A 24,471-nucleotide genomic window follows, 5' to 3' on the forward strand; every position below is an offset into this window, starting at 1 on the left:
TCGTCCCGTTCCCCCCGCAGCCGGTGATCACCCAGGACAACCTGGTCGTCAACATCGACACCGTCATCTACTACCAGGTCACCGACGCCCGGGCCCCGCCTCAGCCGAAGGTGCGGGGTCCCTTCACCCGTAGGGTCAGCCGGGTCAGGGCCCCCTGGGCCCTGATGTCCAGGGATTCCGCCAAGGACCGCGCCAGCCACAGCCCGTCCTCCGGCCCCGGCCGGCCCCCCGGCGGGCGGTAGCCCGCGAACATCGGTGCCGGAACCGGGGCAAGCCCCGTGCACAGCAGCTCGTAGACGAGCTGCCCCGGCTCCTCCCAGGCCCGGAGGGCCACCCGGGCGCCCGCCGGCGCCAGCAGGTAGGCCGCGGCCTCGCAGACGGCCAGGACGGCCAGTCCCAGCCGTTCCCCGTCCAGACCCGCCGCAGCGGCTCTCTCGCGGGCGAACAGCCGCACCGTGGCGGCCCTGGTCGTCGGGCCCGTCCGCGCCGCCCCTGCGGGCGCAGAGGCCCGCGGCGGGGCCACCCCGGCCGCGTAGGCCGCCGGCTCGGCGTAGCCGGTGCAGGGGATCAGGCGCCGGCCGTCCAGCCGGGCCGGGTGCGTGGCGCAGGCGGCCCGGGCCACGTCCGCCGGGACGTTCCTGGTGTCGTACGGGCAGATCATCCACACCGGCAGCCCGGCCAGCAGCACGTTGAGCCCGGACTCCATGCGCTTCCACTCCGCGACCTGGCGCGCGGACCTCCCGCACCACACCGGCTCCGCGAGCATCCGCGTGCGGCGCCCGGGACGGGCGCGGCGGTCGTGGTAGCGCAGGAAGGCCGAGACGCGCTCCACGGGCCGGCGTCCGAAGTACGCGGTCTCGGCGGTGTCCAGCGCGTGCGCCCGCTCCCCCAGGGCCCGCCGGAGCAGGTCGATGTTGGCGGGCGTCGTGGCGGCCAGCACGGGCTCCCCCGCCACCAGCCCGTCCCGGACGAACGGCACCGCCGTCGCCAGGAACTCCGCGTCGGTGCCGTACAGGCACGCGTGGTGGACGAATCCGTCGCCGGCCGGGCCGTCAGCAGGCATGGGCCGCCGCCCCCAGCCGGAGGCCCGGGGTGCGGTCCCAGCCGATCATCGTGATGACGTGCAGCAGGTGCGGCAGCAGCCCGGTGAGCTCGACCGTGCAGTGCCGGGCGGCACGGGCCCGGGCGAAGGTCATCAGCAGCCGCAGGCCCGCCAGGTCCAGGAACTCCACCCGGGACATCTCCAGCCGCACGTCCTCGCGGACGGCCGCCACCGAGCGCAGCGCGTCCCGCAGCCGGGGGTGGGCCCCGGCGTCGACCACGCCCTCGATGCGCAGGCCCTGCGGCCGGTACGTGCGGACCACGACGAGGTCGGCCGTGCGGACCAGCGGGTCCGCCTCGACGCTGCCGGCGTGCGCCGACTCGAGGGCGTCCGGTGCGCCCGGCCCGCAGCGGCGCAGGTCGTACTGGCAGACGGCCAGTGCCCGGCCGGAGCCGAACTCCCCGTCCAGCAGCGCCTCGTACTCCAGCAGCCGCGGGAGGTCCGGCACCCCGTCCGCGCACAGGTCCCCCGCGACGCGCAGCGCGCGGCGTCCCTCGGCCTGCGACCGGTCGGCCGCCGTGCGCAGCCGCGCGAGCACGGCCGCGGGCTCGAACCGCCCCTCGGCGGTGAGGAATTCGGCGAGCGCGACCACTTCGAGCCGCCCGGCCGGCACGGCGGGCACGCTCGCGAGGCGGCATCGCCGGAGCAGGGCGTCGGGTCCGGGCGGGGCCGGCTCCGCGGTGAGGTAGAGGATCTTGTCGTCCGCGTCCAGGCCCCCCAGGACGAAGTCCCGCAGGACCGAGGCCCGCTCCTCGTCCGACGTGAACAGCAGACATGCGTGGTCGCCGGGCCGGAGGTCACCGACGTGGACGCGGCGGCGCACGCCATGGGCATGGACCATGCGGGGATTATCGCGCCGCCCCGGATACCGCGGAAGAGCGCATGAAAAAATGCCCTCCGCCGAAGCGAAAGGCATTCTTTCCTCTTGTACCCCCGACCGGATTCGAACCGGCGCTACCGCCTTGAGAGGGCGGCGTGCTAGGCCGCTACACAACGGGGGCCTGCTTTTCGTCCCGAAGACTTCGGAACAAAACGCGCTGGGGTACCAGGACTCGAACCTAGACTAAGGGAACCAGAAACCCTCGTGCTGCCAATTACACCATACCCCATGGTGGTTTCAACCAGTACCCCCGACCGGATTCGAACCGGCGCTACCGCCTTGAGAGGGCGGCGTGCTAGGCCGCTACACAACGGGGGCCCTAGCGATCCCTTTTGAGGTTTCCCCCTCCAGGAATCAGTACCCCCGACCGGATTCGAACCGGCGCTACCGCCTTGAGAGGGCGGCGTGCTAGGCCGCTACACAACGGGGGCTCGCACTGCGCTTTTGCTTCTTGCTTCGTTCCGAAGCTTATCAAGAGAATTCGAAGCGATTTTCTCTTGCTGGGGTACCAGGACTCGAACCTAGACTAAGGGAACCAGAAACCCTCGTGCTGCCAATTACACCATACCCCACCGTAACTCCACCCCCCGGAAGGGGTCTTGTCCGGCCTGCGCCGTCCTCTCCGGCCTCTCGGCCCTCTCGGGCGGCGCAGGAAGAACATTACCCGAAGGTGGACGGGGCTCCAAAATCGATAACTCCGCGCAGCAGCAGGGGCAGCTCACCGAGCCCTCCGATCCGCCGCACCCCCTCCGGAACGACCGCCTCCGCGGCCTCGCCCGTACGGTCCAGCCACACGCCGTGCAGCCCGGCGTCCCGGGCCGCGACGGCGTCCGTGCGCAGCTGGTCGCCCACGTAGACGACCTGGCCGGGGGCCAGGCGCAGGGCCGCGCAGGCGGCGTGGAAGGCGCGCGGGTCGGGCTTGGCCCGTCCGATCCGGTCGGCGCACAGCACGCGTTCGAAGCGGCGGCGGACTCCCAGGGTGCGCAGCTTGCGCTTCTGGTGCCTGGTGGCGGAGTTGGAGAGCACCGCCTGCCGGCAGTGCGGGGCGAGGGCGTCCAGGGCGGGCCGGGCGTCCGGGAAGAGGGTCCAGGCGGCCTCGTAGTGCGCGATGTAGCGGGCGAACCAGGCGTCGGCCTCCGCATCGCCCAGCGGGGCGCCCAGGAAGGCCCGTGCGCGCTCGCGGCGGTGTTCCCGGAAGCCGAGCTCGCCGGCGAGGAAGCGGGCGAACTGGACTTCCATCACGTCGCGCCACAGCCGCCAGGCCGACTCGGCCCCGCCGTCGCCGAGGGCGACGCCCTCGGCCTCCAGATGCCGCAGCACCCCACGGCGGTCGGACCCCGTGTAGTCGAAGAGGGTGTCGTCGACGTCCCACAGCACTGCGCGTACGGCCATGCTTCCGACGGTAGAAGCCCGAGGGGCCCGGCCGCCAGGATCGGCGGCCGGGCCCCTCGGGCACGGCGTGCACGGAGTGGACCGCGCGTCAGCGCTCCAGCTTCGCCAGCGCGGCGTCCACGCGCGCCAGCGTGCGCTCGCGTCCCAGGATCTCCAGGGACTCGAACAGCGGGAGGCCGACCGTGCGGCCGGTGACGGCGACGCGGACCGGGGCCTGGGCCTTGCCCAGCTTCAGGCCGTGCTCCTCGCCGGCGGCGACGACGGCGGCCTTGAGCGCGTCCGCGGTCCAGTCGCAGTCGGCCAGCTTCCGGCGGGCGCTGCGCAGCAGGGCGTCCGAGCCCTCCTTCATCGCCTTCTGCCAGGACGCCTCGTCCTCGACGGGCTCGTCCAGGAAGAGGAAGTCGACGTTGGCGGTGATGTCGGAGAGCACCGTGAGGCGGGTCTGGGCGTGCGGCGCGATGGCCTCCCAGGCGGCCTGGTCGAACTGCTCCGGCGCCCAGGGGGCGTGCGGGGCGCGCAGCCAGGGGCCGCAGGCGTCGGCGAACGCCTTCGGGTCCAGGCGGCGGATGTGGTCCGCGTTGACGGCCTCGCACTTCTTGAGGTCGAAGCGGGCCGGGTTGGCGTTGACGTCCTTGACGTCGAACACCGCGACCATCTCGTCCATCGTGAAGATGTCCTGGTCGGCGGAGAGCGACCAGCCCAGCAGCGAGAGGTAGTTGAGCAGGCCCTCGCGCAGGAAGCCGCGCTCCCGGTAGAGGTTGAGGGAGGACTGCGGGTCGCGCTTGGAGAGCTTCTTGTTGCCCTCGCCCATCACGTACGGCAGGTGCCCGAACTGCGGGGTGGTGCCGTTGCCCACGCCGATCTCGGCCAGGGCGCGGTAGAGGGCGATCTGCCGCGGGGTGGAGGAGAGCAGGTCCTCGCCGCGCAGGACGTGGGTGATCTCCATCAGGGCGTCGTCGACGGGGTTGACGAGCGTGTAGAGCGGCGCGCCGTTGGCCCGGACGATGCCGAAGTCCGGCACGTTCTCCGGGGTGAAGGTGAGCTCGCCGCGCACCAGGTCGGTGAAGGTGATCGGCTCGTCGGGCATCCGGAAGCGGACGATGGGCGTGCGGCCCTCGCCCTCGTACGCGGCGACCTGCTCGGCGGTCAGCTCGCGGCACTGGCCGTCGTAGCCGGACGGCTTGCCGGCGGCACGGGCGGCCTCGCGGCGGGCGTCGAGCTCCTCGGTGGTGCAGTAGCACTTGTACGCGAAGCCGCGCTCCAGCAGCTTGGCGGCGACGTCCCGGTAGGTGTCCATCCGCTGCGACTGGCGGTACGGCGCGTAGGGGCCGCCCACCTCGGGGCCCTCGTCCCAGTCCAGGCCCAGCCAGCGCATGGCGTCCAGGAGCTGCTCGTACGACTCCTCGGAGTCGCGCGCCGCGTCGGTGTCCTCGATGCGGAAGACCAGGGTGCCGCCGTGGTGCCGGGCGAACGCCCAGTTGAACAGGGCGGTCCGGACCAGGCCCACGTGGGGGTTGCCGGTCGGGGAGGGACAGAAACGTACGCGGACGGATCCGTTAGCCACGCTTGATCACCTTGTTGGTGAGAGTGCCGATGCCTTCGATGGTGACGGCGACCTCGTCGCCGACGTTGAGGGGTCCGACCCCGGCCGGGGTGCCGGTGAGGACGACGTCGCCGGGGAGCAGCGTCATCGCCTCGGTGATGTGGACGATCAGGTCCTCGACGGAGCGCACCATGTCGCTCGTCCGGCCCAGCTGGCGCTGTTCGCCGTTGACGGTGCACATGATGCCGAGGTTCGCCGGGTCCTCGATCTCGGTCTCGATCCACGGGCCGAGCGGGCAGGAGGTGTCGAAGCCCTTGGCCCGGGCCCACTGCTGCTCGCGCCGCTGGACGTCGCGCGCGGTGAGGTCGTTGGCGCAGGTGTAGCCGAGGACGACGTCCTTGACGCGCTCGCGCGGGACCTCGCGGCACATGCGGCCGATGACGACGGCGAGCTCGGCCTCGTGGTGGAGCTCGCTGGAGAAGGAGGGGTAGGCGATGGGGTCGCCCGGGCCGATCACCGCGGTGGACGGCTTGAAGAAGGTGACAGGCACCTCGGGGACGTCGTTCCCCAGTTCTGCGGCGTGCTCGGCGTAGTTGCGGCCGATGGCGACGACCTTGTTGGGCAGCACCGGCGGCAGCAGCCGCACCTTGCTCAGCGGGATCTTCTTCCCGGAGCGCTCGAACTCGGCGAAGGGATGTCCCTTGATGATGTCGAGGACGGGGCCGCCTTCGGTGGAGGCGTCCCCCTCCACGACGCCGAAAGCGACGTTGCCGTCGATGGAGAACCTGGCGATGCGCACGGGAAGCCTGTGCCCCTTTTTGTCTTGTCCGGCCGGAATCTGGAACCCCAGGCTATCGCGGGGGTGCACAGGCGGCCCGTGCGCGGCCGGGGGTCAGTCCTGCGGCACCTGGACGACGGGAGCCGTCATCAGGACCGTGCGCCGCGGATTGGCGGTCACCTGGGGCAGCTGCAGGGCGTGCTGCGGGCGGTCGGCCTCGGCGACGCCCAGCCCGGCGGCGTCCTCGAGGTGGGCCAGCGTGGTGCGGCGCGGGTTGGCGGTCTTCACTGACTTCACTGAGGGCCTCGCGTTGTCCTTCTCGCGGTTGTGTAAAGGACCAGGCTAGGCGCGTCCATCCCCACGGAGTCGCCCGCCAAGTCATGGGTTTCCTGTGAGTTTGCTCACGAGGAAGCCCGGAAATGCCGCATAACGGACGCTCACTTCACAGCCGCGAAACGGACATTGGGGGGCTGAATCAGACGTTCCGCTCCTGATCATGGCGACTGGGACAGGGCCCTGCGACCAGCACTGGACTGACGACTCATCGCTAAAAGTCCGAATTGGGCAAACCAATATTCGACAGTGCGTGACGATGCCGGATACGCCGCGTAGTGGCATGTGCGACCCGGACCACCGGCCTTGTTGGGAGATCGGGCACTGTGCTGGAATTCCGGGGACCGCCAGGGGGGCACCGCGGTCCCCCCACGACTCGACACCGTCCCTCCGCCTGCGGCGGGACGCCTGGTCCAGAGGTTGCGACGCTAGTGCAGGGACGTTTCAAGAGGGATGGCAGCGCTGCGGCGGAGCCGGAGCCGCGTGGTGCGACCGACCGCGGCGCTTCGGCCGACGCGCCGAACGCGACGCCGGACGGCGCCGAGGCCGCCGAGCAGCCGCAGGCCAAGGAGCCGAGCGGAACGGGCTCACGAATAGCCCTGCGCAACTGGCGCATCAGTACCCGTCTGGTGTCCCTGCTCGCCCTCCCGGTCGTCGCCGCGACGACCCTGGGCGCCCTGCGCATCGACACCTCGCTGCAGAAGGTCGACCAGCTCGACCACATGAAGCTTCTGACGGAGATGACCGGTAAGGCGACCCAGCTCGCCGACGCGCTCCAGCAGGAGCGCGACCAGTCCGCGGGCCCGATCATCTCCGGCAACCCCAAGGACGACAAGGTCCTCGCCTCCCGGCAGAAGGCCGACCGGGCCATCGACGCGTTCCGCCAGACCACTGCGAAGGTCAAGCCGAACGACCCCACGATGGTCGGCGTGACGACCACCCTGGTCGACATCTCCAAGCAGCTGGACAAGATCAAGGAAGTCCGGCAGAGCGCCTACACGGACAAGGACTTCCTCTCCCAGTCCGTCAACAACTACGACGGCCTGATCAACTCACTGCTGACCCTGTCCCAGGACATGGCCCAGGCCACCAGCGACAGCGACATGATCACCGCGACCCGCGCGCTGGCCACGTTCTCCGCCGCCAAGGAGTACGCGTCCATCCAGCGGGCCGTGATCAGTGCCGCCCTGGCCCGCCCCGGCGGCGCCGCCCTCTCGGCGAACGACCGGCAGTACGGCAAGTCCGCGCTGGACGCCGAGGACGAGGCGATGCGCCGCTTCACGGCCATCGACGCCAACGCCTCGGGCTCCCTGCTCAAGGCGCTCAACGGCGGCATCCCCGACATCACCTCGGCGAACACCTTCGCCGAGCGCGTCCTGGGCAAGGCCGACGGCCTGAAGAGCGAGCCCAAGAGCTACCTGGACTGGTACGACCAGGACAGCGTGAAGCTCGAGGAAATGGCCAAGATCGAGACCACGCTCCTCTCGGAGATGGACCAGAAGGCCGCCGACCTGAAGGACGAGGCCAACCAGGAGGCCATCCTCAACGGTGCGCTGATCGTCCTCGTCCTCGGCATCTCCCTCGTCGGCGCCTTCGTCGTGGCCCGCTCCATGGTGCGCTCCCTGCGCCGGCTGCAGGACACCGCGACCCGGGTCGCCCAGGACCGACTGCCGGAGCTCGTCAAGCAGCTGTCCGAGACCGACCCGCAGGACGTCGACACGTCCGTGGAGTCCGTCGGCGTGCACAGCCGCGACGAGATCGGCAAGGTGGCCGCGGCGTTCGACCACGTGCACCAGGAAGCGGTCCGGCTCGCCGCCGAGCAGGCCCTCCTCCGGGGCAACGTCAACGCGATGTTCACCAACCTCTCGCGCCGCAGCCAGGGCCTCATCCAGCGTCAGCTCTCGCTCATCTCCGAGCTCGAGAGCCGCGAGGCGGACCCGGACCAGCTGTCCTCGCTCTTCAAGCTCGACCACCTCGCGACCCGTATGCGCCGTAACGGCGAAAACCTCCTCGTCCTCGCGGGCGAGGAGCCCGGCCGCCGGTGGACCCGGCCCGTGCCGCTCGTCGACGTGCTCCGTGCCGCCGCGTCCGAGGTGGAGCAGTACGAGCGCATCGAACTCAGCGGCGTGCCGCCGACCGAGGTCGCCGGCCGCGTCGTCAACGACCTCGTGCACCTGCTCGCCGAGCTGCTCGAGAACGCGACCTCGTTCTCGTCCCCGCAGACCAAGGTCAAGGTCACCGGTCACGCACTGCCCGACGGGCGCGTGCTCGTCGAGATCCACGACACCGGCATCGGCCTGTCGCCCGAGGACCTCGCGTCCATCAACGAGCGGCTCGCCAGCCCGCCGACCGTGGACGTCTCCGTCTCGCGCCGCATGGGTCTGTTCGTGGTCGGCCGCCTGTCCCTGCGACACGGCATCCGCATCCAGCTGCGCCCGTCCGACTCGGGCGGCACCACCGCGCTCGTCATGCTGCCGGTCGACGTGGCCCAGGGCCACAAGAAGCCGGCGCCGGGTGCGCAGGGCGGTCCCGGCGGCAAGGGCGGCCTCCCGGCCGGTCCGGCCGGCGGTCCCGGCCAGCGGCGCGAGGTGCCGGGCAGCGGTCCGCGCCCGGCGCTGGGCGGCGGCCGTGGCGCGACGCCGGGCGGCCTGCCGACCCGCGGCGGTGCCGGCCTCGGCCCGAGCGGCGGTGCCGCGGCGGGCAGCCTCTTCGACACCGCACCCCGTGGCGGTGCGGGCCGCAAGGGCGGCGCCGTGCCGCCTCCGGCGGGGGCGGACGGCCGGGCTCCGCAGCTTCCGGCCCGGGGCCAGGCCCCGAGCTGGGGCAACGGCAGCGGTCCCGGTGCCGGGCAGCCGTCCGGCGGCCGCAAGGCTCCCGTGGACGACTGGCCGGTGTCCTCGGACAGCGCTCCGCGCGGTGCGCAGGAGACCCCGCGCGGCCACGAGGACGTCGAGGGCACGGGGCAGTTCGCCCAGCCGGCTCCGGGCGGCGCGACGCTGTCCGGCGGGCCGGGCGACACGGCCCAGTTCGCGCCCATCACCGACGACACCCCCGCCCCGGCGGGCACGTCCGGCGGCACCGGCCAGTTCGCTCTGCCCGGCGGCCCGGGCGGCACCGGCCAGTTCGCGGTGCCCGGCGACGCGTCGGACACCGGTCAGAACCAGCTGCCCGGCACCACGGGCCAGTTCCCCGTACCGGGCAACCCCTCGGACACGGGCCAGAACCGGCTGCCCGGTGGCACCGGCCAGTTCGCCCTCCCCGGCGACCCGTCGGACACCGGACAGAACCACCTGCCGGGCGGTACGGGTCAGTTCCCCGTGCCCGGCAGCCCGTCCGACACCGGCCAGAACCGCCTCCCCGGCGGTACGGGTCAGTTCACCGTGCCCGGCGACGCGTCGGACACGGGCCAGAACCACCTGCCCGGCAGCACCGGCCAGTTCCCCGTACCGGGCAACCCCTCGGACACGGGCCAGAACCAGCTGCCCGGCGGCACCGGCCAGTTCGCCCTCCCCGGCGACCCGTCGGACACCGGACAGAACCACCTGCCCGGCGACACCGGGCAGTTCGCCCTGCCGCACTCCGGCGAGCACCCGAACAGCACGACCGGCCAGTTCACCCAGCCCGGCACCGCCGGTGACCCGCTGGGAAGCAACACCGGTCAGTTCGCGGCGCCGGCCGGGTCCGGTGACACCGGGCAGCACCGCGTGCCCGCCGCGGGCGAATCGTCTCCGCTCTTCGACGAGCTGGAGTCGCACTGGTTCCGCGGTGCAGCGGGCGAGCAGCAGTCCGGCGACGGCGAGCAGCCGCGCCGGGCGGCGGCCGCCGCCCCCGCGCCGTCCGCGAACGACGAGCGCTGGCGCCGCGCCGAGCAGGTCCGCGAGCCCGCGGCCGGAGGCATCACCTCCTCGGGTCTGCCGCGCCGCGTGCCGCGAGCAAATCTTGTCGACGGAACGGCCGAGCAGGCACAGTCCGTCCCGACCGGTCCGGCGGTCTCGCGTGCGCCCGAAGAGGTGCGCGGCCGGCTGACCAATCTCCGCCGGGGCATCCAGCAGGGACGTCAGGCCGGAAACGGCTCGACCACCGGCAGTCACAATGTTGGCCCCACTTACCAGCAGGAGCGTTAGTTGAGTCCGATGAGCCAGGCGGCACAGAATCTGAACTGGTTGATCACCAACTTCGTGGACAACACCCCGGGGGTGTCCCACACGGTGGTCGTCTCCGCCGACGGCCTTCTGCTGGCGATGTCCGAGGGCTTCCCGCGGGACCGCGCCGACCAACTGGCCGCGGTCGCCTCGGGACTGACCTCGCTCACGGCCGGAGCGTCCCGGATCTTCGAAGGGGGCGCGGTCAACCAGACCGTGGTGGAGATGGAGCGCGGCTTCCTCTTCATCATGTCGGTCTCGGACGGTTCGTCCCTGGCCGTCCTGGCGCACCCGGAGTGCGACATCGGCCTCGTGGGCTACGAGATGGCCCTCCTGGTCGACCGCGCAGGCAACGTCCTGACGCCGGAGCTCCGCTCCGAACTCCAGGGCAGCCTGCTCAACTGACCGCACACGCCGCATAAACCGTCCGACCGTACGGCCGAAAACCCCCCACCGGCCACCTGCTCGGCGGCATTATTGCCTTCCTGCTGTCCCGTCCGGAGGATTCATGACCCCGCCCGCCTCGCCCGGCCCGTACGGCGCCAATGATTACGCGTCGTACGGGAGTGAAGGTGACCAGCCGCTCGTCCGCCCCTATGCCATGACGGGGGGTCGCACCCGGCCGCGCTACCAGCTCGCCATCGAGGCGCTGGTGAGCTCGACGGCCGACCCGGCCCACCTGGGAGGGCTGCTTCCCGAGCACCAGCGGATCTGCCACCTGTGCCGGGAGGTCAAGTCGGTCGCGGAGGTCTCCGCGCTGCTGAACATGCCCCTGGGCGTGGCGCGGATCCTGGTGGCGGACCTGGCGGAGGCCGGCATGGTGACGATCCACCAGCCGGGCGGCAGCGGGGAGTCCGGCGGGACGCCGGATGTGACACTGCTCGAAAGGGTTCTCAGTGGACTTCGGAAGCTCTAGCGGAGGCGTCGGCCGCTCCACCACGTCGGCGAAGATCGTGGTGGCGGGCGGCTTCGGCGTCGGCAAGACCACGTTCGTCGGCGCCGTCTCGGAGATCAGTCCGCTGCGCACCGAGGCCGTGATGACCTCCGCCTCGGCGGGCATCGACGATCTGAGCCACGTCCAGGACAAGACCACGACGACCGTGGCGATGGATTTCGGCCGCATCACGCTGGACGACGATCTCATCCTGTATCTGTTCGGCACGCCGGGCCAGGACCGCTTCTGGTTCATGTGGGACGACCTGGTGCGCGGCGCGATCGGTGCCGTGGTCCTGGTGGACACCCGCCGCCTGGCCGACTGCTTCCCGGCGGTCGACTACTTCGAGAACAGCGGGCTCCCCTTCGTCATCGCCCTCAACGGCTTCGACGGACACCAGCCCTACGCACCGGAGGAAGTCCGCGAGGCGCTCCAGATCGGTCCGGACACCCCGATCATCACGACGGACGCCCGGCACCGGAACGAGACCAAGAGCGCTCTGATCACTCTGGTCGAGCACGCCCTGATGGCCCGGCTGAAATAGACCCGCGAGCGCTGTGGGATACACCACGGTCGATGACTGGTTGCCTTGGGCTTCATAACGGTTTCGACAGTGAATTGACCGGACGTGGCCACTCGCCGCGTCCGGTCGATCGCTTTCTGCACACGTTTCCCCGGCCATTTGGCGCCGCTCGCTCTTAATGCCCGTTTTATGTCCGGCACATCGCGGCCTTTACGGGCTCTGTCCGTTGTTTGGAATGCACCTGCCCGGCGTGCTGGAATTCCCGGACCGATCCGTCGGGGACCGGTACAGGAACAGACGGCACAGCGCAGGTACAGACGCCGAGAGGTTGTTGGTCGAGTGAGGCGTAGAAAGTCGGGCGCCGCGCAGGAGACGCGAGCCGAGCGGGGCAACTTCACCCCGCCGTCGCGCGATGCGGCGCCGCCTTCCGACGTTCCCGAAGCCCCCGTGCCCGACACGGGCCGCGGCGGCAGGTTCTCCCCGCGCAACTGGCGGGTGGCGGTACGGCTGAACGCGATCCTGCTGATCCCGGTGGTCGTCGCCCTGATCTTCGGCGGCCTCGACGTGACGAACTCGGTCAACACCTGGTTCGACGCCAAGGACGCCGCCAACACCGCCCGTGTCGTGCGGGCCGCGGACACCTACGCGCACTTCCTCATCGACGAGCGCGACCTGACCGCCAAGCCGCTGCTCGAGGGCCGCAGCGAGGACCCGGTCATCAAGAAGGCCCGGGACGCCACGGACTCCGCCCGCGCGGACTTCGACAAGGCCGTCGAGAGCATGCCGGCCACCGAGACCCTCAAGCGCCGCCTCAAGCTCGTCCGCGACACCGAGGCGACGCTGCCCAAGCTGCGCAAGGCCGCCTACACCTCCGCCCTGCCCGGGGCGCAGACCGAGGACGGCTACGGCGCCATCCAGCGTCCGCTCATGGCCTTCACCAACGAGCTGGGCGTCGGCCTGGGCACCGGCAACGTGTCCTCCTACGGCCGTACCGTCTACGCCATCTCCCTGGCGAAGGCCGCCGTTTCGCTGCAGCGTTCCATCGGCACCCACCTGCTGCTCGACCCGGGCAGCGCGGCCAACCGCCAGGTGCTGCTGACGTCCTTCTCCTCCTACAACTTCCTGGAGTACATCGCCTACGGCGAGTACGAGGCCGGCGGTACCCCGTCGGACATCAAGAAGCTCCAGGACACCTTCGCCGCCGACGCGGCGGTCGGTGACGCCACCAAGATGGCCACCGTCATCAGCTCCGGCGCCACCAACGCCCAGCTGAAGGCCAAGGGCGTCACGGCCGACACCTGGCTGCCCGCCGCCACCGCGAAGTTCAGCGCCTACCGCTCGGTCGAGGCGGACATGGCCAACAAGGCTGTGGACGAGGCCGAGACGATCTCCTCGGACGCCCAGACCTACGCGATCGTCACCTCCTCGATCCTGGTGCTCGTGCTCCTCGGCGCCTTCGTGATCGCCGGCCGCATGGCCCGCTCGATGAGCCGCAGCATGCGCCGGCTGCGCGGCGCGGCCTTCGAGGTCGCCGAGCAGCGGCTGCCCGCGCTCGTCGACCAGCTCTCGCGGACCGACCCGGGCAAGGTGGACACCCGCGTCCAGCCGATCCCGATCACCACGAAGGACGAGATCGGCGAGGTCGCCCGCGCCTTCGACCAGGTGCACCGCGAGGCCGTCCGGCTCGCCGCCGAACAGGCCCTGCTGCGGGGCAACGTCAACGCGATCTTCACCAACCTCTCGCGCCGCAACCAGAGTCTGATCGAGGGCCAGCTGACCCTGATCACCGACCTGGAGAACAACGAGGCCGACCCGGACCAGCTGGAGAACCTCTTCCGGCTCGACCACCTGGCCACCCGTATGCGGCGCAACGGCGAGAACCTCCTCATCCTCGCGGGCGAGGAGCCCGGCCGGCACTGGGACCAGCCCATCCCGCTGGTGGACGTGCTGCGCGCGGCCACCTCCGAGGTGGAGGCCTACGAGCGCATCGAGCTGTCCGGCGTGCCCGAGGCCGAGATCCACGGCCTGGCCGTCACCGACCTCGTGCACCTGCTGGCCGAGCTGCTGGAGAACGCCACCACGTTCTCCTCGCCGCACACCAAGGTCCGCGTCACCGCGACCCGGCTGCCGGACGGCCGCATCATGGTCGAGATCCACGACAAGGGCATCGGGCTCACCCCCGAGGACTTCGCGGACATCAACCACAAGCTGGCCAACCCGCCGACCGTAGACGTCGCCATCGCCCAGCGCATGGGCCTGTTCGTGGTCGGCCGGCTGGCCACCCGGCACGGCATCCGCGTGCAGCTGCGCCCCTCGGGCGAGCAGGCGGGCACCACGTCGCTGGTCATGCTGCCGGATGCGATCACGCACGGTGGCGGTGGCGAGGCGCAGGCCGACGACGACTTCACGGTCTCCCGGATCGTGCCCGAGCAGCAGGCCCAGCCCATGGGCGGGACGCTCACGGCCGCCGACCTCGGCTTCGACGACTCGCAGTACGAGCCCCGGCCGGACGCCGGCGGCGCCCCGCTGGACTCCGTGGGCCGCTCGCTGCGGCGCGGGGAACGGCGTGCCGCGCTGGCCGACAACCGCCCGCTGTTCCGCGACGAGATACCCGCGGTGCAGCAGGAGCCCGTACCGCCGCAGGACCAGCAGTTCCCGCCGCAGCCGCAGGCACCGGTGGAGCAGCAGTTCCCGCAGACGTATCCGGAAGGCGCCTACGCGGAGCCGGCCGCCGAGGTCCCGCAGGCCTACGACGCCCTCAACACCCCCGGGTACCAAGGGGAGTGGAGCGAGGCAGGTCCGTACCAGCACGGCTACGGCCAGGGTTACGCAGCGGAATCGGAATCCCGGCCGACCGCTGACACGGCACAGCCGGAGCGCGTAGAGTTCGACCGTCCGGGCCCCGCCTCGAGCGGCTCCCACTCGCTGACCGGGTCCGGTCTGCCGCGCCGCGACCGGCAGTGGCAGCAGCCCGCGACGGGTGAGGAGGCCACGGGTAACCGCGCACAGCCGGAGCAGTCCCGACCGGAGGCCGCACCGCAGCCTCAGGACGGGGACGGCGGCTGGCAGTCGGCGAACGACCAGCGCTGGCAGCGTGCCGAGCAGCTCCGGCAGCCGAAGGCCGGCGGAGTGACCTCCTCCGGTCTCCCCCGCCGGGTGCCCAAGGCCAACCTGGTCGAGGGCAAGGCGGAGCAGACCGCCCAGAACGGCCCCCAGATATCCCGCGCACCGGAAGACGTCCGGGGCAGGCTCGCCAACCTGCGCCGTGGCATCCAGCAGGGGCGCAGTGCGGGCACGGACTCCGCGGAGTTCCCGTCGCCCTCGCACCAGCAGCATGAGCAACACGACCAGGGCTTCGGCCCCGGCGGCACCTACGATCAGGAGCGTTAGTGTGAGCCCGATGAGCCAGGCGGCGCAGAACCTGAACTGGTTGATCACCAGTTTCGTGGACAACACCCCAGGGGTGTCCCACACCGTCGTGGTCTCCGCCGACGGACTCCTTCTGGCGATGTCCGAAGGCTTTCCGCGGGACCGCGCCGACCAGCTGGCGGCTGTCGCCTCCGGCCTCACCTCGCTGACCGCGGGTGCCTCCCGGATCTTCGAGGGAGGTTCGGTCAACCAGACCGTGGTGGAGATGGAGCGCGGCTTCCTCTTCATCATGTCGATCTCGGACGGCTCCTCGCTGGCCGTCCTGGCGCACCCGGAGTGCGACATCGGCCTCGTGGGCTACGAGATGGCCCTCCTGGTCGACCGCGCAGGCAACGTCCTGACGCCGGAGCTCCGCTCCGAACTGCAGGGGAGCCTTCTCAACTAGCAAAGAGGCAGTGCGTTTCGCGCCACCGCGCCATAGGGTGCGGTGGCGCGACCAGCAGCAGACAGGCGAGTTGGAGGAGGAGACGTGGCAACGCCCCCAGGCGGTTACCCGTATGGACATGACCAGCAGGCCCAACCCCCGCTGAACCACTACAACTTCCCCTCCGCGCCGAGCCACCGCGCACAGGGTGAGCAGCCACGCCCTCCGCGTGTGCCGGTCCAGCCCCAGAACCACCGGCGCGCCGCCGCGCCGAATGCGCCGTCGGCCTCCGGCGGCAAGCACAACCCGCTGGTCCGTCCCTATGCGATGACCGGCGGCCGGACCAGGCCGCGATACCAGCTCGCCATCGAGGCGCTGGTGCACACCACGGCCCAGCCGGCCCAGCTCCACGGGCAGTTGCCGGAACACCAGCGCATCTGCCACCTGTGCCATGAGATCAAGTCGGTTGCCGAGATCTCCGCACTTCTCTCCATCCCGCTCGGCGTCGCCCGGATCCTCGTAGCCGACCTGGCGGAGGCCGGACTCGTCGCCATTCATCAGCCCGGCGGCGACGCGTCCGCCGGCGGACAGCCTGACGTGACACTGCTCGAAAGGGTGCTCAGTGGACTTCGGAACCTCTAGCGGCGAGGCAGCCCGCTCCACCACCTCCGCAAAGATCGTGGTCGCGGGTGGCTTCGGTGTGGGCAAGACCACGTTCGTCGGCGCGGTCTCGGAGATCAACCCGCTGCGCACCGAGGCCGTGATGACCTCCGCCTCGGCGGGCATCGACGACCTCACCCACGCGCCGGACAAGACCACGACGACCGTGGCCATGGACTTCGGCCGTATCACGCTCGACCAGGACCTGATCCTGTACCTGTTCGGCACCCCGGGCCAGGACCGCTTCTGGTTCATGTGGGACGACCTGGTGCGCGGCGCGATCGGTGCCGTGGTGCTGGTGGACACCCGCCGTCTCGCCGACTGCTTCCCCGCGGTCGACTACTTCGAGAACAGCGGGCTCCCCTTCGTCATCGCCCTCAACGGCTTCGACGGACACCAGCCCTACACCCCGGACGAGGTCCGCGAAGCGCTCCAGATCGGCCCCGACGCGCCGATCATCATTACCGATGCGCGGCATCGGAACGAGGCCAAGAGTGCCCTCATCACTCTGGTCGAGCACGCGCTCATGGCGCGTCTGCGGTAACTGCGGGTCCGCTGTGGCTGGTCGCGCAGTTCCCCGCGCCCCTGACGGGGCGCCCTGGCGGGCGCACGACGAGGGCCCCGCACTCCAATGGAGTGCGGGGCCCTCGTCGTTTGTCCGTTCAGCCCTGCCAGCTGTGCGGGGCCCGGAAGCCCGAGCTGCGCTCCAGGCGGCGCCAGGCCGCGGTGGAGCGGCGCGGGCGGGCGGGGGCGCTGTCCTGGGTGGCGGCGGCGCGGGCGAGCAGGACGGCGGTGACGGCCGCCAGTTCCTCGGCGTCCGCGGTGCCCTTCTCGACGCGTACGAGCGTGTCACTCATGGTGGGTGCCGGCTTTCGTTTACTGGGGCGGGTTGCCGTGCTTGCGCGAGGGCAGGTCCGCGTGCTTGTTGGCGAGCATGGCCAGGGAACGGATGAGCACCTGCCGGGTCTCGACCGGGTCGATGACGTCGTCGACCAGGCCGCGCTCGGCGGCGTAGTACGGGTGCATCAGCTCGGCCTTGTACTCCTTGACCATGCGGGCGCGCATGGCCTCCGGGTCGTCGGCATCGGCGATCTGCTTGCGGAAGACCACGTTGGCCGCGCCCTCCGCGCCCATGACCGCGATCTCGTTCGTCGGCCAGGCGTAGGTCAGGTCGGCGCCGATCGACTGGGAGTCCATGACGATGTACGCACCCCCGTAGGCCTTCCGGAGGATCACCGAGATCCGGGGCACGGTCGCGTTGCAGTACGCGTACAGCAGCTTTGCTCCGTGCCTGATGATCCCACCGTGCTCCTGGTCGACGCCGGGCAGGAAGCCGGGTACGTCCAAAAGGGTGACGATGGGGATGTTGAAGGCGTCACACATCTGGACGAACCGAGCGGCCTTCTCCGAGGCCTCGATGTCCAGCACGCCGGCCAGCGACTGGGGCTGGTTGGCGATGATGCCCACGACCTGGCCGTCCAGCCGGGTCAGCGCGCAGATGATGTTGGTCGCCCAGCGCTCGTGGACCTCGAGGTACTCGCCGTCGTCGACGACCTCCTCGATGACCTTGCGCATGTCGTACGGGCGGTTGCCGTCGGCGGGCACCAGGTCCAGCAGGGCCTCGCCGGTGCGGTCGGCGGGGTCCGTGCAGTCCACGCGCGGCGGGTTCTCGCGGTTGTTCTGCGGGAGCAGCGAGAGGAGGTAGCGCACCTCCTCCAGGCACGTCTCCTCGTCGTCGTAGGCGAAGTGGGCCACGCCGGAGGTCTCGGCGTGCACATCGGCACCGCCCAGGCCGTTCTGGGTGATCTCCTCGCCCGTCACCGCGCGGACCACGTCGGGGCCGGTGATGAACATCTGGGAGGTCTCGCGGACCATGAACACGAAGTCCGTGAGCGCCGGCGAGTAGGCGGCGCCGCCCGCGCAGGGGCCGAGCATCACGCTTATCTGCGGGATGACGCCGGAGGCCTTGGTGTTGCGCTGGAAGATCCCGCCGTAGCCGGCGAGGGCGGAGACGCCCTCCTGGATGCGGGCCCCGGCGCCGTCGTTCAGCGAGACCAGGGGGGCACCGGCCGCGATGGCCATGTCCATGATCTTGTGGATCTTGGTCGCGTGGGCCTCGCCCAGCGCGCCGCCGAAGATCCGGAAGTCGTGTGCGTAGACGAAGACCGTGCGGCCGTGGACCGTGCCCCAGCCGGTGATCACGCCGTCCGTGTAGGGGCGCTTGGCCTCCAGCCCGAAGCCGGTGGCCCGGTGCCGCCGCAGCGGCTCCACCTCGGAGAACGAGCCCTCGTCCAGCAGAAGATCAATGCGCTCGCGGGCGGTCAGCTTCCCCTTGGCCTTCTGTGCCTGGGTAGCCCGCTCGCTCGGACCTCGCCGAACCTGCTCGCGGATGGCGTGCAGCTCGGCGACGCGCCCACGGACGTCACTCGCCTCTTCGGGCGCACCTTCGAGATTGCTCATGGATAGACGGTACGTGGCGAGGCCCCCGGAACATCATGTCGATTCCTCACAACGTAGTGCGCGATTTGGTGGGCAGGCAGAACAGAACTGCACTGCACCCTTATCAGTTCGGGGTCGAGCGCCACTCGAACCACGCTGTGGATACTCCACAAGTATCACTGGAGTCGAAGGTGACATGCACCGTCTGACCAGGGTGAGTATTCAGGCACTTAGGGAATTCCCCCGACTTTGCCGCGACAGCTCTGCGTGACGCATTCGGTACCCGGCGCGATGTGCAGGCGCAACGCGGGATGTGTGGCGATCACCCGAACCGACGGATCGCATCGGGTGACGTTCGTCACAGGGCGGTGCCAGGTGAGGTCGACGGGGGCGCCGGCCCGCAGCGGGTCGGCGAGGTGGAGGGAGACCGTTCCCTCCTGCCGGCGGACGCGGACGAGCACGGAGGCGGGGGCCGAGACCTCGACGGGGCCGATGCGGCCGGGGGCGCGGAAGGTGGCCGCGGTCAGCCCCTGCCGGGGGAGGTGGACGGCCTGGACGGCGGGGGTGTTGGCGAGGACGACGAGCCAGTCGGGGTCCTCGGCGCGGGCGGCGAGGGCGGCGGGCGTGGCGCCGGGCAGCAGGGCGTAGGCGTAGGCGGCGTCCTCGGGGTCCGTGCCGTGGGGGTGCCACAGGGTCAGGTAGCTGCGGGTCACGGGGGCCGTGGAGCCGCCCGTGTTGATGTCCGACCAGCGCCCGGTGCGCGCCTCGTGCAGGGCCTCCAGCCGGGCGCCGCCGGGGAAGAGCCAGCCGCCGTGTCCCGCGAGGTGGGCCCAGCGGGCGCAGTCGAAGGAGGCGGACCAGCCGTCGGTGCAGGGCTGCCTCTCGCCGTCGACGGTGAGGGCGGCGGTGCCGTGCTCGCCGAGGTTGCGGTGGTCGACGACCGTCTCGACGGCCGTGCCGTCCTCGGCGGTGATGCCCGCACCGAGGCAGACGACGGCGTCCTCCGTGCAGAACCAGGACTTGTGCGCCTCCAGCGAGGAGCCGAGCCCCTTGAGGTGCTGTCCGACGGCCGCGTACTCCCCGTCCGTGGCCCCGCCCACCCAGCGCACGTCCGGCTTCGGCGCACCCCAGCCGCCGCCCTGGCCGTCGGCGAGGCGCAGCGCGGAGACCGTGGTGCCGGGGAGCCGGTAGGGGTCGGCGGTGGGCCAGAAGTGGTCGGTGTACTGGGCGCCGTTGCCGGGCCCCCACCAGGTGAGCATTCCGGCGCCGGTGTGCCAGCCGCGGGGGTTCTCGCCGTTGCCGTTCTCGTAGTAGGTGATGCGGTCCGAGCACATGGCGATCACGGCGGCCCAGTCCGGGCGGCGGTGCACGGCGCGGTCCATGGCGGCGAAGAGGCGGTGGCCCACGGGTTCGGGCGCGGGCGGGACGGGGGCGGCGTCGACGGCGGCGAGCCGGGCCAGGTCGGCGACGCCGAACTGCGGGTCCGTGCGCACCGGGAGGGTGGTGTCGCGCGCGATCCACCCCTTGACCATCCCCTGCCAGCGGGCCCGTTCCTCCGGCGAGGCGGCCTCGCAGAGCAGGGCGACGGCGGCGACGACCGCGTGGCCCCGCTGGTGGTCGCTCTGCAGCAGCCCGTCGGGGTCGGCGCTCTGCAGGCCGCGGCTGACGGCCCGGCCGGAGACGCTGTCGGTGACGAGACCGTCGTGGATCAGGGGCGCGAAGGCGTGCTCGACGCTGTCGAGGACGTTCTGCCGGGCGGGGTCGGTGACCTCCCAGTCCGATCCGTGCAGCAGGGCGAAGAGCCGGGCGAGCCCGTCGAGCAGCACGCAGCCGTAGGTGCCGGTGTAGGCGACCCAGGTGTGCTGGACGAACGAGCCGTCGGCGTAGAGCCCGTCGCCCTGTGTGACGTGGGGGAAGACGGGCGAGAGGGCGTCCCGCGCAAGGGCGGTCCGGGCCGGGGAGGCGCCGAGGATGCCGCGCAGGGCGACGACGCGGCAGAGGTCGACGCGGTTGGCGCCGGTGCTGGTGCCGGTGTACGAGCCGAGGACCGTGTCGGGCACGAAGTGGCCGACGGCGTCGAGGAGTCCGGCCCGCCGGGCGGCGCCGGCCTCCTCGTACAGCAGGGTCAGGGTGTCCAGCAGCAGCCGGGGGGTGCCGATCTGCCATTCCCACCAGTTGCCGTAGGGGGTGGTGCCGGGGCGGTAGACGCGGTCGTGGACGTGGTCGAGCCCGGCGAGGACGGCGGCGGCCAGGCCCGGGTCGCCGGTGAGCCCGGTGCCGGGCTGGGCCCAGGCCCGGGCCATGGTGAACAGCCGGGCGTGGCTGAGGGTGATGCCGGCGGGCGGGTCGAAGGGCGCGTCGGGCCAGAGCGAGCCGGGGGCGGGGCGCATGCCCGTCCGGTAGGTGCGGGCGAGGTCGCCGGTGCGGTGCAGGGCGGACGCGTAGGGCTCGGCGGCCGGGTCGAAGCCGGTGCCGAGCGTCAGCTCCCGCCAGCGGCGCCGCAGCCGGGCGAACGGGTCGTCGGCGGCGGGGGCGAGCCCGAGGGCGCCGACGGCGGAGGCGGCGAGGAGAAAGCCTCGGCGGGTCCAGGGAACTGCGGGCACAGGGATCCCTCCCGGTGACGGCGGAGCCGGAGGGACACGGTGGCACGGCGGTGACGAGGCCGCAATGGGCCCCGTCGGATTCCCCGCGCCTCCTCTCGCACGGAACTGTTGAAAGTTGAACCAGATCGCGCTACCTTCGTCAATGTCGTTGAAGGTTCAACGAACTCGATCTCGCCAAGGAGCCAGTCATGGGCATCTTCTCCCGCAAGAACAGCACCGCCCCCGCCGCCACCGCCGTCCTCGACGTCGACCCGGCCCTCGCCGCGCTGACCGGCGACTACAGCATCGACGCCGCCCACAGCAGCATCGGCTTCACCGTGCGCCACGCCATGGTCACCAACGTCCGCGGCTCCTTCACCGAGCACGAGGGCACCCTGCGCCTCGACGGCTCCGACCCGTCCCGGTCCACCGCCTCGCTCGACGTGACCATCGCCAGCGTGGACACCGGCATCGAGGACCGCGACGCCCACCTGCGCGGCGGCGACTTCTTCGACGCCGAGCGCTTCCCGAAGATGACCTTCCGCTCGACCGGGGCCGAGCAGCTCGGCGGCGAGCGCTACCGCATCACCGGCGACCTCACCATCAAGGACGTCACCCGCCCGCTCGCCATCGACCTGGAGTTCAACGGCTCCGCCACCGACGTCTACGGCATGGAGCGCGTGGGCTTCGAGGGCAGCACCGAGATCCTGCGCTCCGACTGGGGCCTGACCTGGAACGCGGCCCTGGAGGCCGGCGGCGTGATGGTGAGCGACAAGGTGAAGCTCACCTTCGACATCTCCGCCGTCAAGGCCGCCCCTCAGGCCTAGGCGTTGTGTCGGGCGAGCCTTCGCGCCCCGTCAGGGGGCGCGGGGAACTGCGCGACCGGCCCAGGACGGCCTGCAGCCGATGGACAACCCCGGTGTGGCACGTCACCTGCGGGTGCGTCGTGGCCGGTCGCGCAGTTCCCCGCGCCCCTGACGGGGCGCCGTGGTGCCGTACAGCTCAGCGACCGAGGCGGCTCAACCGGTCCATGACCTCGGCGCCCCGGTCCGCCGCCGTGCTCAGTGCGACGTGGTTGTCCGGCCGTACGAGCACCAGCCCGTCGCCGTCCACCTCGTAGGCCTTGCGCGCGTGGCCCTCGTGGTCGTCCACGAGGAACGTCCGCACCAGCCCCGGGAACCGCTCCCCCGCCTCGGCCAGTGCCGCCTCGCTGCCCGCCCCGAAGCCGAGCAGTGTGAAGTGCGGTCCCGCGAAGACCTCGAAGAGGCGGACGGCCCTGCCGCTCGCCGCGTCCCGGCAGGGCGCGTCCGGCGCCCGCTCCCCCGTCTGCGGGCCGCCCCAGGCGAGCGAGCTCTGCGGGTAGCCCACACTCAGCGTGGTGCCGTCGGCGATGAGCCCCGCCTCGGTGCCCACACCCGCCTCCCTGATGCCCTCGCGCACCCGGCGCAGCCCCTCGCTCGTGACGTTCAGCGTCCACGCGGCGACGGGCAGCCGCTCCTCCTCGTAGGTGTCCAACAGCCCCTCCCCCGCCTGCCCGTTGACGACCAGGGCGAGCTTCCATCCCAGGTTGAACGCGTCCTGGATGCCGGTGTTCATGCCCAGCCCCCCGGCGATGGAGTGGACGTGCGCGGCGTCCCCGGCGAGGAAGACCCGGCCGACGCGGAAGCGGTCGGCCATGCGGACGTTGATGCGGTAGGTGGAGACCCAGGTGGGGTCGGCGAGTTGCACCCCGGGGATCCGGGCGTGGCGGTCGAGGAGCCGCTGGAACATCTCCAGCGTCGGCTCCATGACCTCGCCCTGCGCGTTCCGTTCGGGCATGCCCTGGAGCTGCCAGTGGTCGCTGCCGGGGAACGGGCAGAGCATCAGGCCGCCGTCCTCGTCGAACCACTGGTGCCAGTAGCCGCGGTCGAGGCCGTCGGCCCGCACGTCACCGATGACCATGCATTCCTCGGCCTCGGTCTCCCCCTCGAAGCCCACCCCGAGCGCCTTGCGCACGAAGCTGCGGCCGCCGTCGCTGCCGACGAGCCGGCCCGCCTCGATGCGCCGCCCGTCGGCCAGCACGGCCGTGACCCCGTCGGCGTCCTGCGCGAACTCCGCGACCTCGCAGCCGAATTCGACCTGGACGCCGAGCTCGGCGAGGCGGTCGCGCAGGAAGCCCTCGATCCGCCACTGCGGGATCAGCAGCGAACTGGCGTAGGGGACGTCGGGGGTGGCGGTCCGGTCCCCGAAGGCGACGTGGTCGGCGACCGGGACGCCGTCGCGGTACTTGCGGAGCACCGTGTGCTCGGCACCCGCAGCGGTCACGCGCTCCCCGATGCCGAGGTCGTCGAAGATCTCCCGGCTGCGGTGGTTGAGGCCCTTGCCGCGCGAACCGGGGTGGGGGCCGGGCGACTTGTCGAGGATGCGTACGGGCACCCCGGCGCGGGCGAGCGTGCAGGCGAGCGTCAGCCCGGTGGGGCCGGCGCCCACGATCAGTACGTCGGTGGCGGTCATGAAGGTTCCCTCCCTGGGTTTCGGTACGCCCATTACAAGCCCGCCGGGAGAGAAAACGCAACTGAGTAACAAAAGTTTCCGAGTAATGATTTTCCTGCTAGGGTGGAGCGCGTGAGCGAGCAGCAGGAACAGACCGGACTGCGGGAACGCAAGAAACAGCGCACGCGGCAGGCCCTGTCCGACGTGGCCATCGCGCTGTTCCTGCAGCACGGCTTCGACAAGGTGTCGGTCGCGGACGTCGCGGCGGCGGCAGAGGTGTCCAAGCCCACGCTGTTCCGCTACTTCCCCACCAAGGAGGACCTGGTCCTGCACCGCATCGCCGACCACCAGGGCGAGGCGGCCCGCGTGGTGCGCGGCCGGGAGGCGGGCCAGTCGCCCCTCGCGGCCCTGCGCGCGCACTTCCACGCACGGCTGGACGCCCACGACCCGGTGACGGGATTCAGCGACCACCCGGCGGTACGGGCGCTCCACGATCTGATCTACGGCACGCCCGGCCTGCTGGCCCGCACGATCGGCTTCACCGCGCGGGACGAGAAGGAACTGGCCGACGCCCTGCGGGAGGCCGGCGGCGGCGCCGGCGAGGAGCTGACGGCGTGGCTGGCGGCCGCCCAGATCATCACCGTCCACCACCGCCTCTCCCTCGCCAACTGGCGCACCCTGTCCTCGGGGTGCCAGCCCGCGGAGGCGCTGGAGCGTGCCCATGCCGATGCGGAGCGGGCGTTCGACCTGCTCGGCGCCGGGTTGGGGGGCCACTACGGGTAGCGCTCGCGCCCCGTCAGGGGCGCGGGGAACTGCGCGAGCAACCACGACGCGCCCGCAGCCGAGGAGCCCGGGGCTGCGCCCCGGAACCTCTGGGGCGGCCCGCAGTCGACGTACC

The 24,471-nt window shown here is 71.5% G+C and carries 20 protein-coding genes, 5 tRNA genes and 1 pseudogene; 11 read left to right on the forward strand and 15 right to left on the reverse strand.

Translation table 11 applies throughout. The features are described from left to right. A pseudogene (locus tag ACWD4B_RS29160) lies at nt 1-95 on the forward strand (SPFH domain-containing protein); the annotation flags it as partial. Between the two features lie 5 nt (nt 96-100). On the opposite strand, the gene ACWD4B_RS29165 reads toward ACWD4B_RS29160, so the two are convergent. The 11 genes from ACWD4B_RS29165 to ACWD4B_RS29215 all read right to left on the reverse strand — a co-directional run bounded on the left by ACWD4B_RS29165 (nt 101) and on the right by ACWD4B_RS29215 (nt 5,992). Continuing rightward, the gene (locus ACWD4B_RS29165) at nt 101-1,063 is read right to left on the reverse strand and encodes an anti-sigma factor RsbA family regulatory protein (RefSeq protein WP_451423554.1); all 963 of its coding nucleotides are present in this window, start codon (nt 1,061-1,063) and stop codon (nt 101-103) included. Then, on the reverse strand, nt 1,053-1,943 hold the full coding sequence (locus ACWD4B_RS29170) for an MEDS domain-containing protein (protein WP_451423555.1): 891 nt from the start codon (nt 1,941-1,943) through the stop codon (nt 1,053-1,055). The genes ACWD4B_RS29165 and ACWD4B_RS29170 overlap by 11 nt, the downstream gene beginning before the upstream one ends. An 87-nt stretch (nt 1,944-2,030) precedes the next feature. Continuing rightward, nucleotides 2,031-2,103: transfer RNA gene (locus ACWD4B_RS29175), tRNA-Glu, on the reverse strand. Between the two features lie 36 nt (nt 2,104-2,139). Beyond that, nucleotides 2,140-2,211: transfer RNA gene (locus ACWD4B_RS29180), tRNA-Gln, on the reverse strand. A gap of 16 nt (nt 2,212-2,227) precedes the next feature. Next, nucleotides 2,228-2,300 (reverse strand) — tRNA-Glu (locus ACWD4B_RS29185). A gap of 40 nt (nt 2,301-2,340) precedes the next feature. Further along, nucleotides 2,341-2,413: transfer RNA gene (locus ACWD4B_RS29190), tRNA-Glu, on the reverse strand. Between the two features lie 69 nt (nt 2,414-2,482). Next, nucleotides 2,483-2,554 (reverse strand) — tRNA-Gln (locus ACWD4B_RS29195). 88 nt (nt 2,555-2,642) lie between these two features. Then, nucleotides 2,643-3,374 (reverse strand): HAD family hydrolase, encoded by a 732-nt coding sequence (locus tag ACWD4B_RS29200; RefSeq protein WP_451423556.1) that lies wholly within the window; start codon nt 3,372-3,374, stop codon nt 2,643-2,645. An 88-nt stretch (nt 3,375-3,462) separates the two neighbouring features. Next, nucleotides 3,463-4,938 (reverse strand): glutamate--tRNA ligase, encoded by a 1,476-nt coding sequence (gltX, locus tag ACWD4B_RS29205; protein ID WP_451423557.1) that lies wholly within the window; start codon nt 4,936-4,938, stop codon nt 3,463-3,465. Then, nucleotides 4,931-5,716, reverse strand: coding sequence for a fumarylacetoacetate hydrolase family protein (locus ACWD4B_RS29210; protein ID WP_390776696.1), 786 nt, complete (start codon nt 5,714-5,716; stop codon nt 4,931-4,933). The genes gltX and ACWD4B_RS29210 overlap by 8 nt, the downstream gene beginning before the upstream one ends. A 93-nt stretch (nt 5,717-5,809) precedes the next feature. Next, complete coding sequence (locus tag ACWD4B_RS29215; protein ID WP_336416302.1) at nt 5,810-5,992, reverse strand: hypothetical protein; 183 nt, start codon at nt 5,990-5,992, stop codon at nt 5,810-5,812. Nucleotides 5,993-6,459: 467 nt separating this feature from the next. On the opposite strand from ACWD4B_RS29215, the gene ACWD4B_RS29220 reads away from it, so the two are divergent. The 8 genes from ACWD4B_RS29220 to ACWD4B_RS29255 all read left to right on the forward strand — a co-directional run bounded on the left by ACWD4B_RS29220 (nt 6,460) and on the right by ACWD4B_RS29255 (nt 16,624). Further along, entirely contained in the window at nt 6,460-10,152 is a 3,693-nt protein-coding gene (locus ACWD4B_RS29220; RefSeq protein ID WP_451423558.1) for a nitrate- and nitrite sensing domain-containing protein, read from the forward strand. A gap of 9 nt (nt 10,153-10,161) precedes the next feature. Beyond that, on the forward strand, nt 10,162-10,575 hold the full coding sequence (locus ACWD4B_RS29225; protein ID WP_336416327.1) for a roadblock/LC7 domain-containing protein: 414 nt from the start codon (nt 10,162-10,164) through the stop codon (nt 10,573-10,575). A 103-nt stretch (nt 10,576-10,678) separates the two neighbouring features. Continuing rightward, nucleotides 10,679-11,086, forward strand: a complete 408-nt coding sequence (locus tag ACWD4B_RS29230; RefSeq protein ID WP_336416304.1) for a DUF742 domain-containing protein — start codon at nt 10,679-10,681, stop codon at nt 11,084-11,086. Beyond that, nucleotides 11,067-11,648 (forward strand): GTP-binding protein, encoded by a 582-nt coding sequence (locus ACWD4B_RS29235; RefSeq protein ID WP_336416305.1) that lies wholly within the window; start codon nt 11,067-11,069, stop codon nt 11,646-11,648. The genes ACWD4B_RS29230 and ACWD4B_RS29235 overlap by 20 nt, the downstream gene beginning before the upstream one ends. A 318-nt stretch (nt 11,649-11,966) precedes the next feature. Then, nucleotides 11,967-15,017 (forward strand): nitrate- and nitrite sensing domain-containing protein, encoded by a 3,051-nt coding sequence (locus tag ACWD4B_RS29240; RefSeq protein WP_451423559.1) that lies wholly within the window; start codon nt 11,967-11,969, stop codon nt 15,015-15,017. 10 nt (nt 15,018-15,027) lie between these two features. Beyond that, nucleotides 15,028-15,441 carry a roadblock/LC7 domain-containing protein gene (locus tag ACWD4B_RS29245; RefSeq protein WP_336416328.1) on the forward strand — a complete coding sequence of 138 codons (414 nt, stop codon included), beginning with the start codon at nt 15,028-15,030 and terminating at the stop codon, nt 15,439-15,441. Between the two features lie 84 nt (nt 15,442-15,525). Then, on the forward strand, nt 15,526-16,062 hold the full coding sequence (locus tag ACWD4B_RS29250) for a DUF742 domain-containing protein (protein ID WP_336416307.1): 537 nt from the start codon (nt 15,526-15,528) through the stop codon (nt 16,060-16,062). Beyond that, entirely contained in the window at nt 16,043-16,624 is a 582-nt protein-coding gene (locus ACWD4B_RS29255) for a GTP-binding protein (protein WP_171087808.1), read from the forward strand. Before ACWD4B_RS29250 ends, ACWD4B_RS29255 begins: the two co-directional genes overlap by 20 nt. Before the next feature lie 118 nt (nt 16,625-16,742). On the opposite strand, the gene ACWD4B_RS29260 is transcribed toward ACWD4B_RS29255, so the two are convergent. The 3 genes from ACWD4B_RS29260 to ACWD4B_RS29270 all read right to left on the reverse strand — a co-directional run bounded on the left by ACWD4B_RS29260 (nt 16,743) and on the right by ACWD4B_RS29270 (nt 21,122). Beyond that, the gene (locus ACWD4B_RS29260; RefSeq protein ID WP_451423560.1) at nt 16,743-16,937 is read right to left on the reverse strand and encodes an acyl-CoA carboxylase subunit epsilon; all 195 of its coding nucleotides are present in this window, start codon (nt 16,935-16,937) and stop codon (nt 16,743-16,745) included. Between the two features lie 19 nt (nt 16,938-16,956). Continuing rightward, entirely contained in the window at nt 16,957-18,540 is a 1,584-nt protein-coding gene (locus ACWD4B_RS29265; RefSeq protein ID WP_451423561.1) for an acyl-CoA carboxylase subunit beta, read from the reverse strand. A 209-nt stretch (nt 18,541-18,749) separates the two neighbouring features. Next, nucleotides 18,750-21,122, reverse strand: a complete 2,373-nt coding sequence (locus ACWD4B_RS29270; RefSeq protein WP_451423562.1) for a polysaccharide lyase 8 family protein — start codon at nt 21,120-21,122, stop codon at nt 18,750-18,752. Nucleotides 21,123-21,310: 188 nt separating this feature from the next. On the opposite strand from ACWD4B_RS29270, the gene ACWD4B_RS29275 reads away from it, so the two are divergent. Beyond that, nucleotides 21,311-21,928, forward strand: coding sequence for a YceI family protein (locus ACWD4B_RS29275; RefSeq protein ID WP_451423563.1), 618 nt, complete (start codon nt 21,311-21,313; stop codon nt 21,926-21,928). Nucleotides 21,929-22,103: 175 nt separating this feature from the next. On the opposite strand, the gene ACWD4B_RS29280 is transcribed toward ACWD4B_RS29275, so the two are convergent. Continuing rightward, nucleotides 22,104-23,594 (reverse strand): FAD-dependent monooxygenase, encoded by a 1,491-nt coding sequence (locus tag ACWD4B_RS29280; RefSeq protein ID WP_451423564.1) that lies wholly within the window; start codon nt 23,592-23,594, stop codon nt 22,104-22,106. A 111-nt stretch (nt 23,595-23,705) separates the two neighbouring features. Here ACWD4B_RS29280 and ACWD4B_RS29285 point away from each other — a divergent pair, with 111 nt between their 5' ends. After that, on the forward strand, nt 23,706-24,356 hold the full coding sequence (locus ACWD4B_RS29285; protein WP_451423565.1) for a TetR/AcrR family transcriptional regulator: 651 nt from the start codon (nt 23,706-23,708) through the stop codon (nt 24,354-24,356). The last annotated feature ends 115 nt before the right edge of the window (nt 24,357-24,471 follow it).

The organism is Streptomyces sp. NPDC002536 (assembly GCF_053594995.1).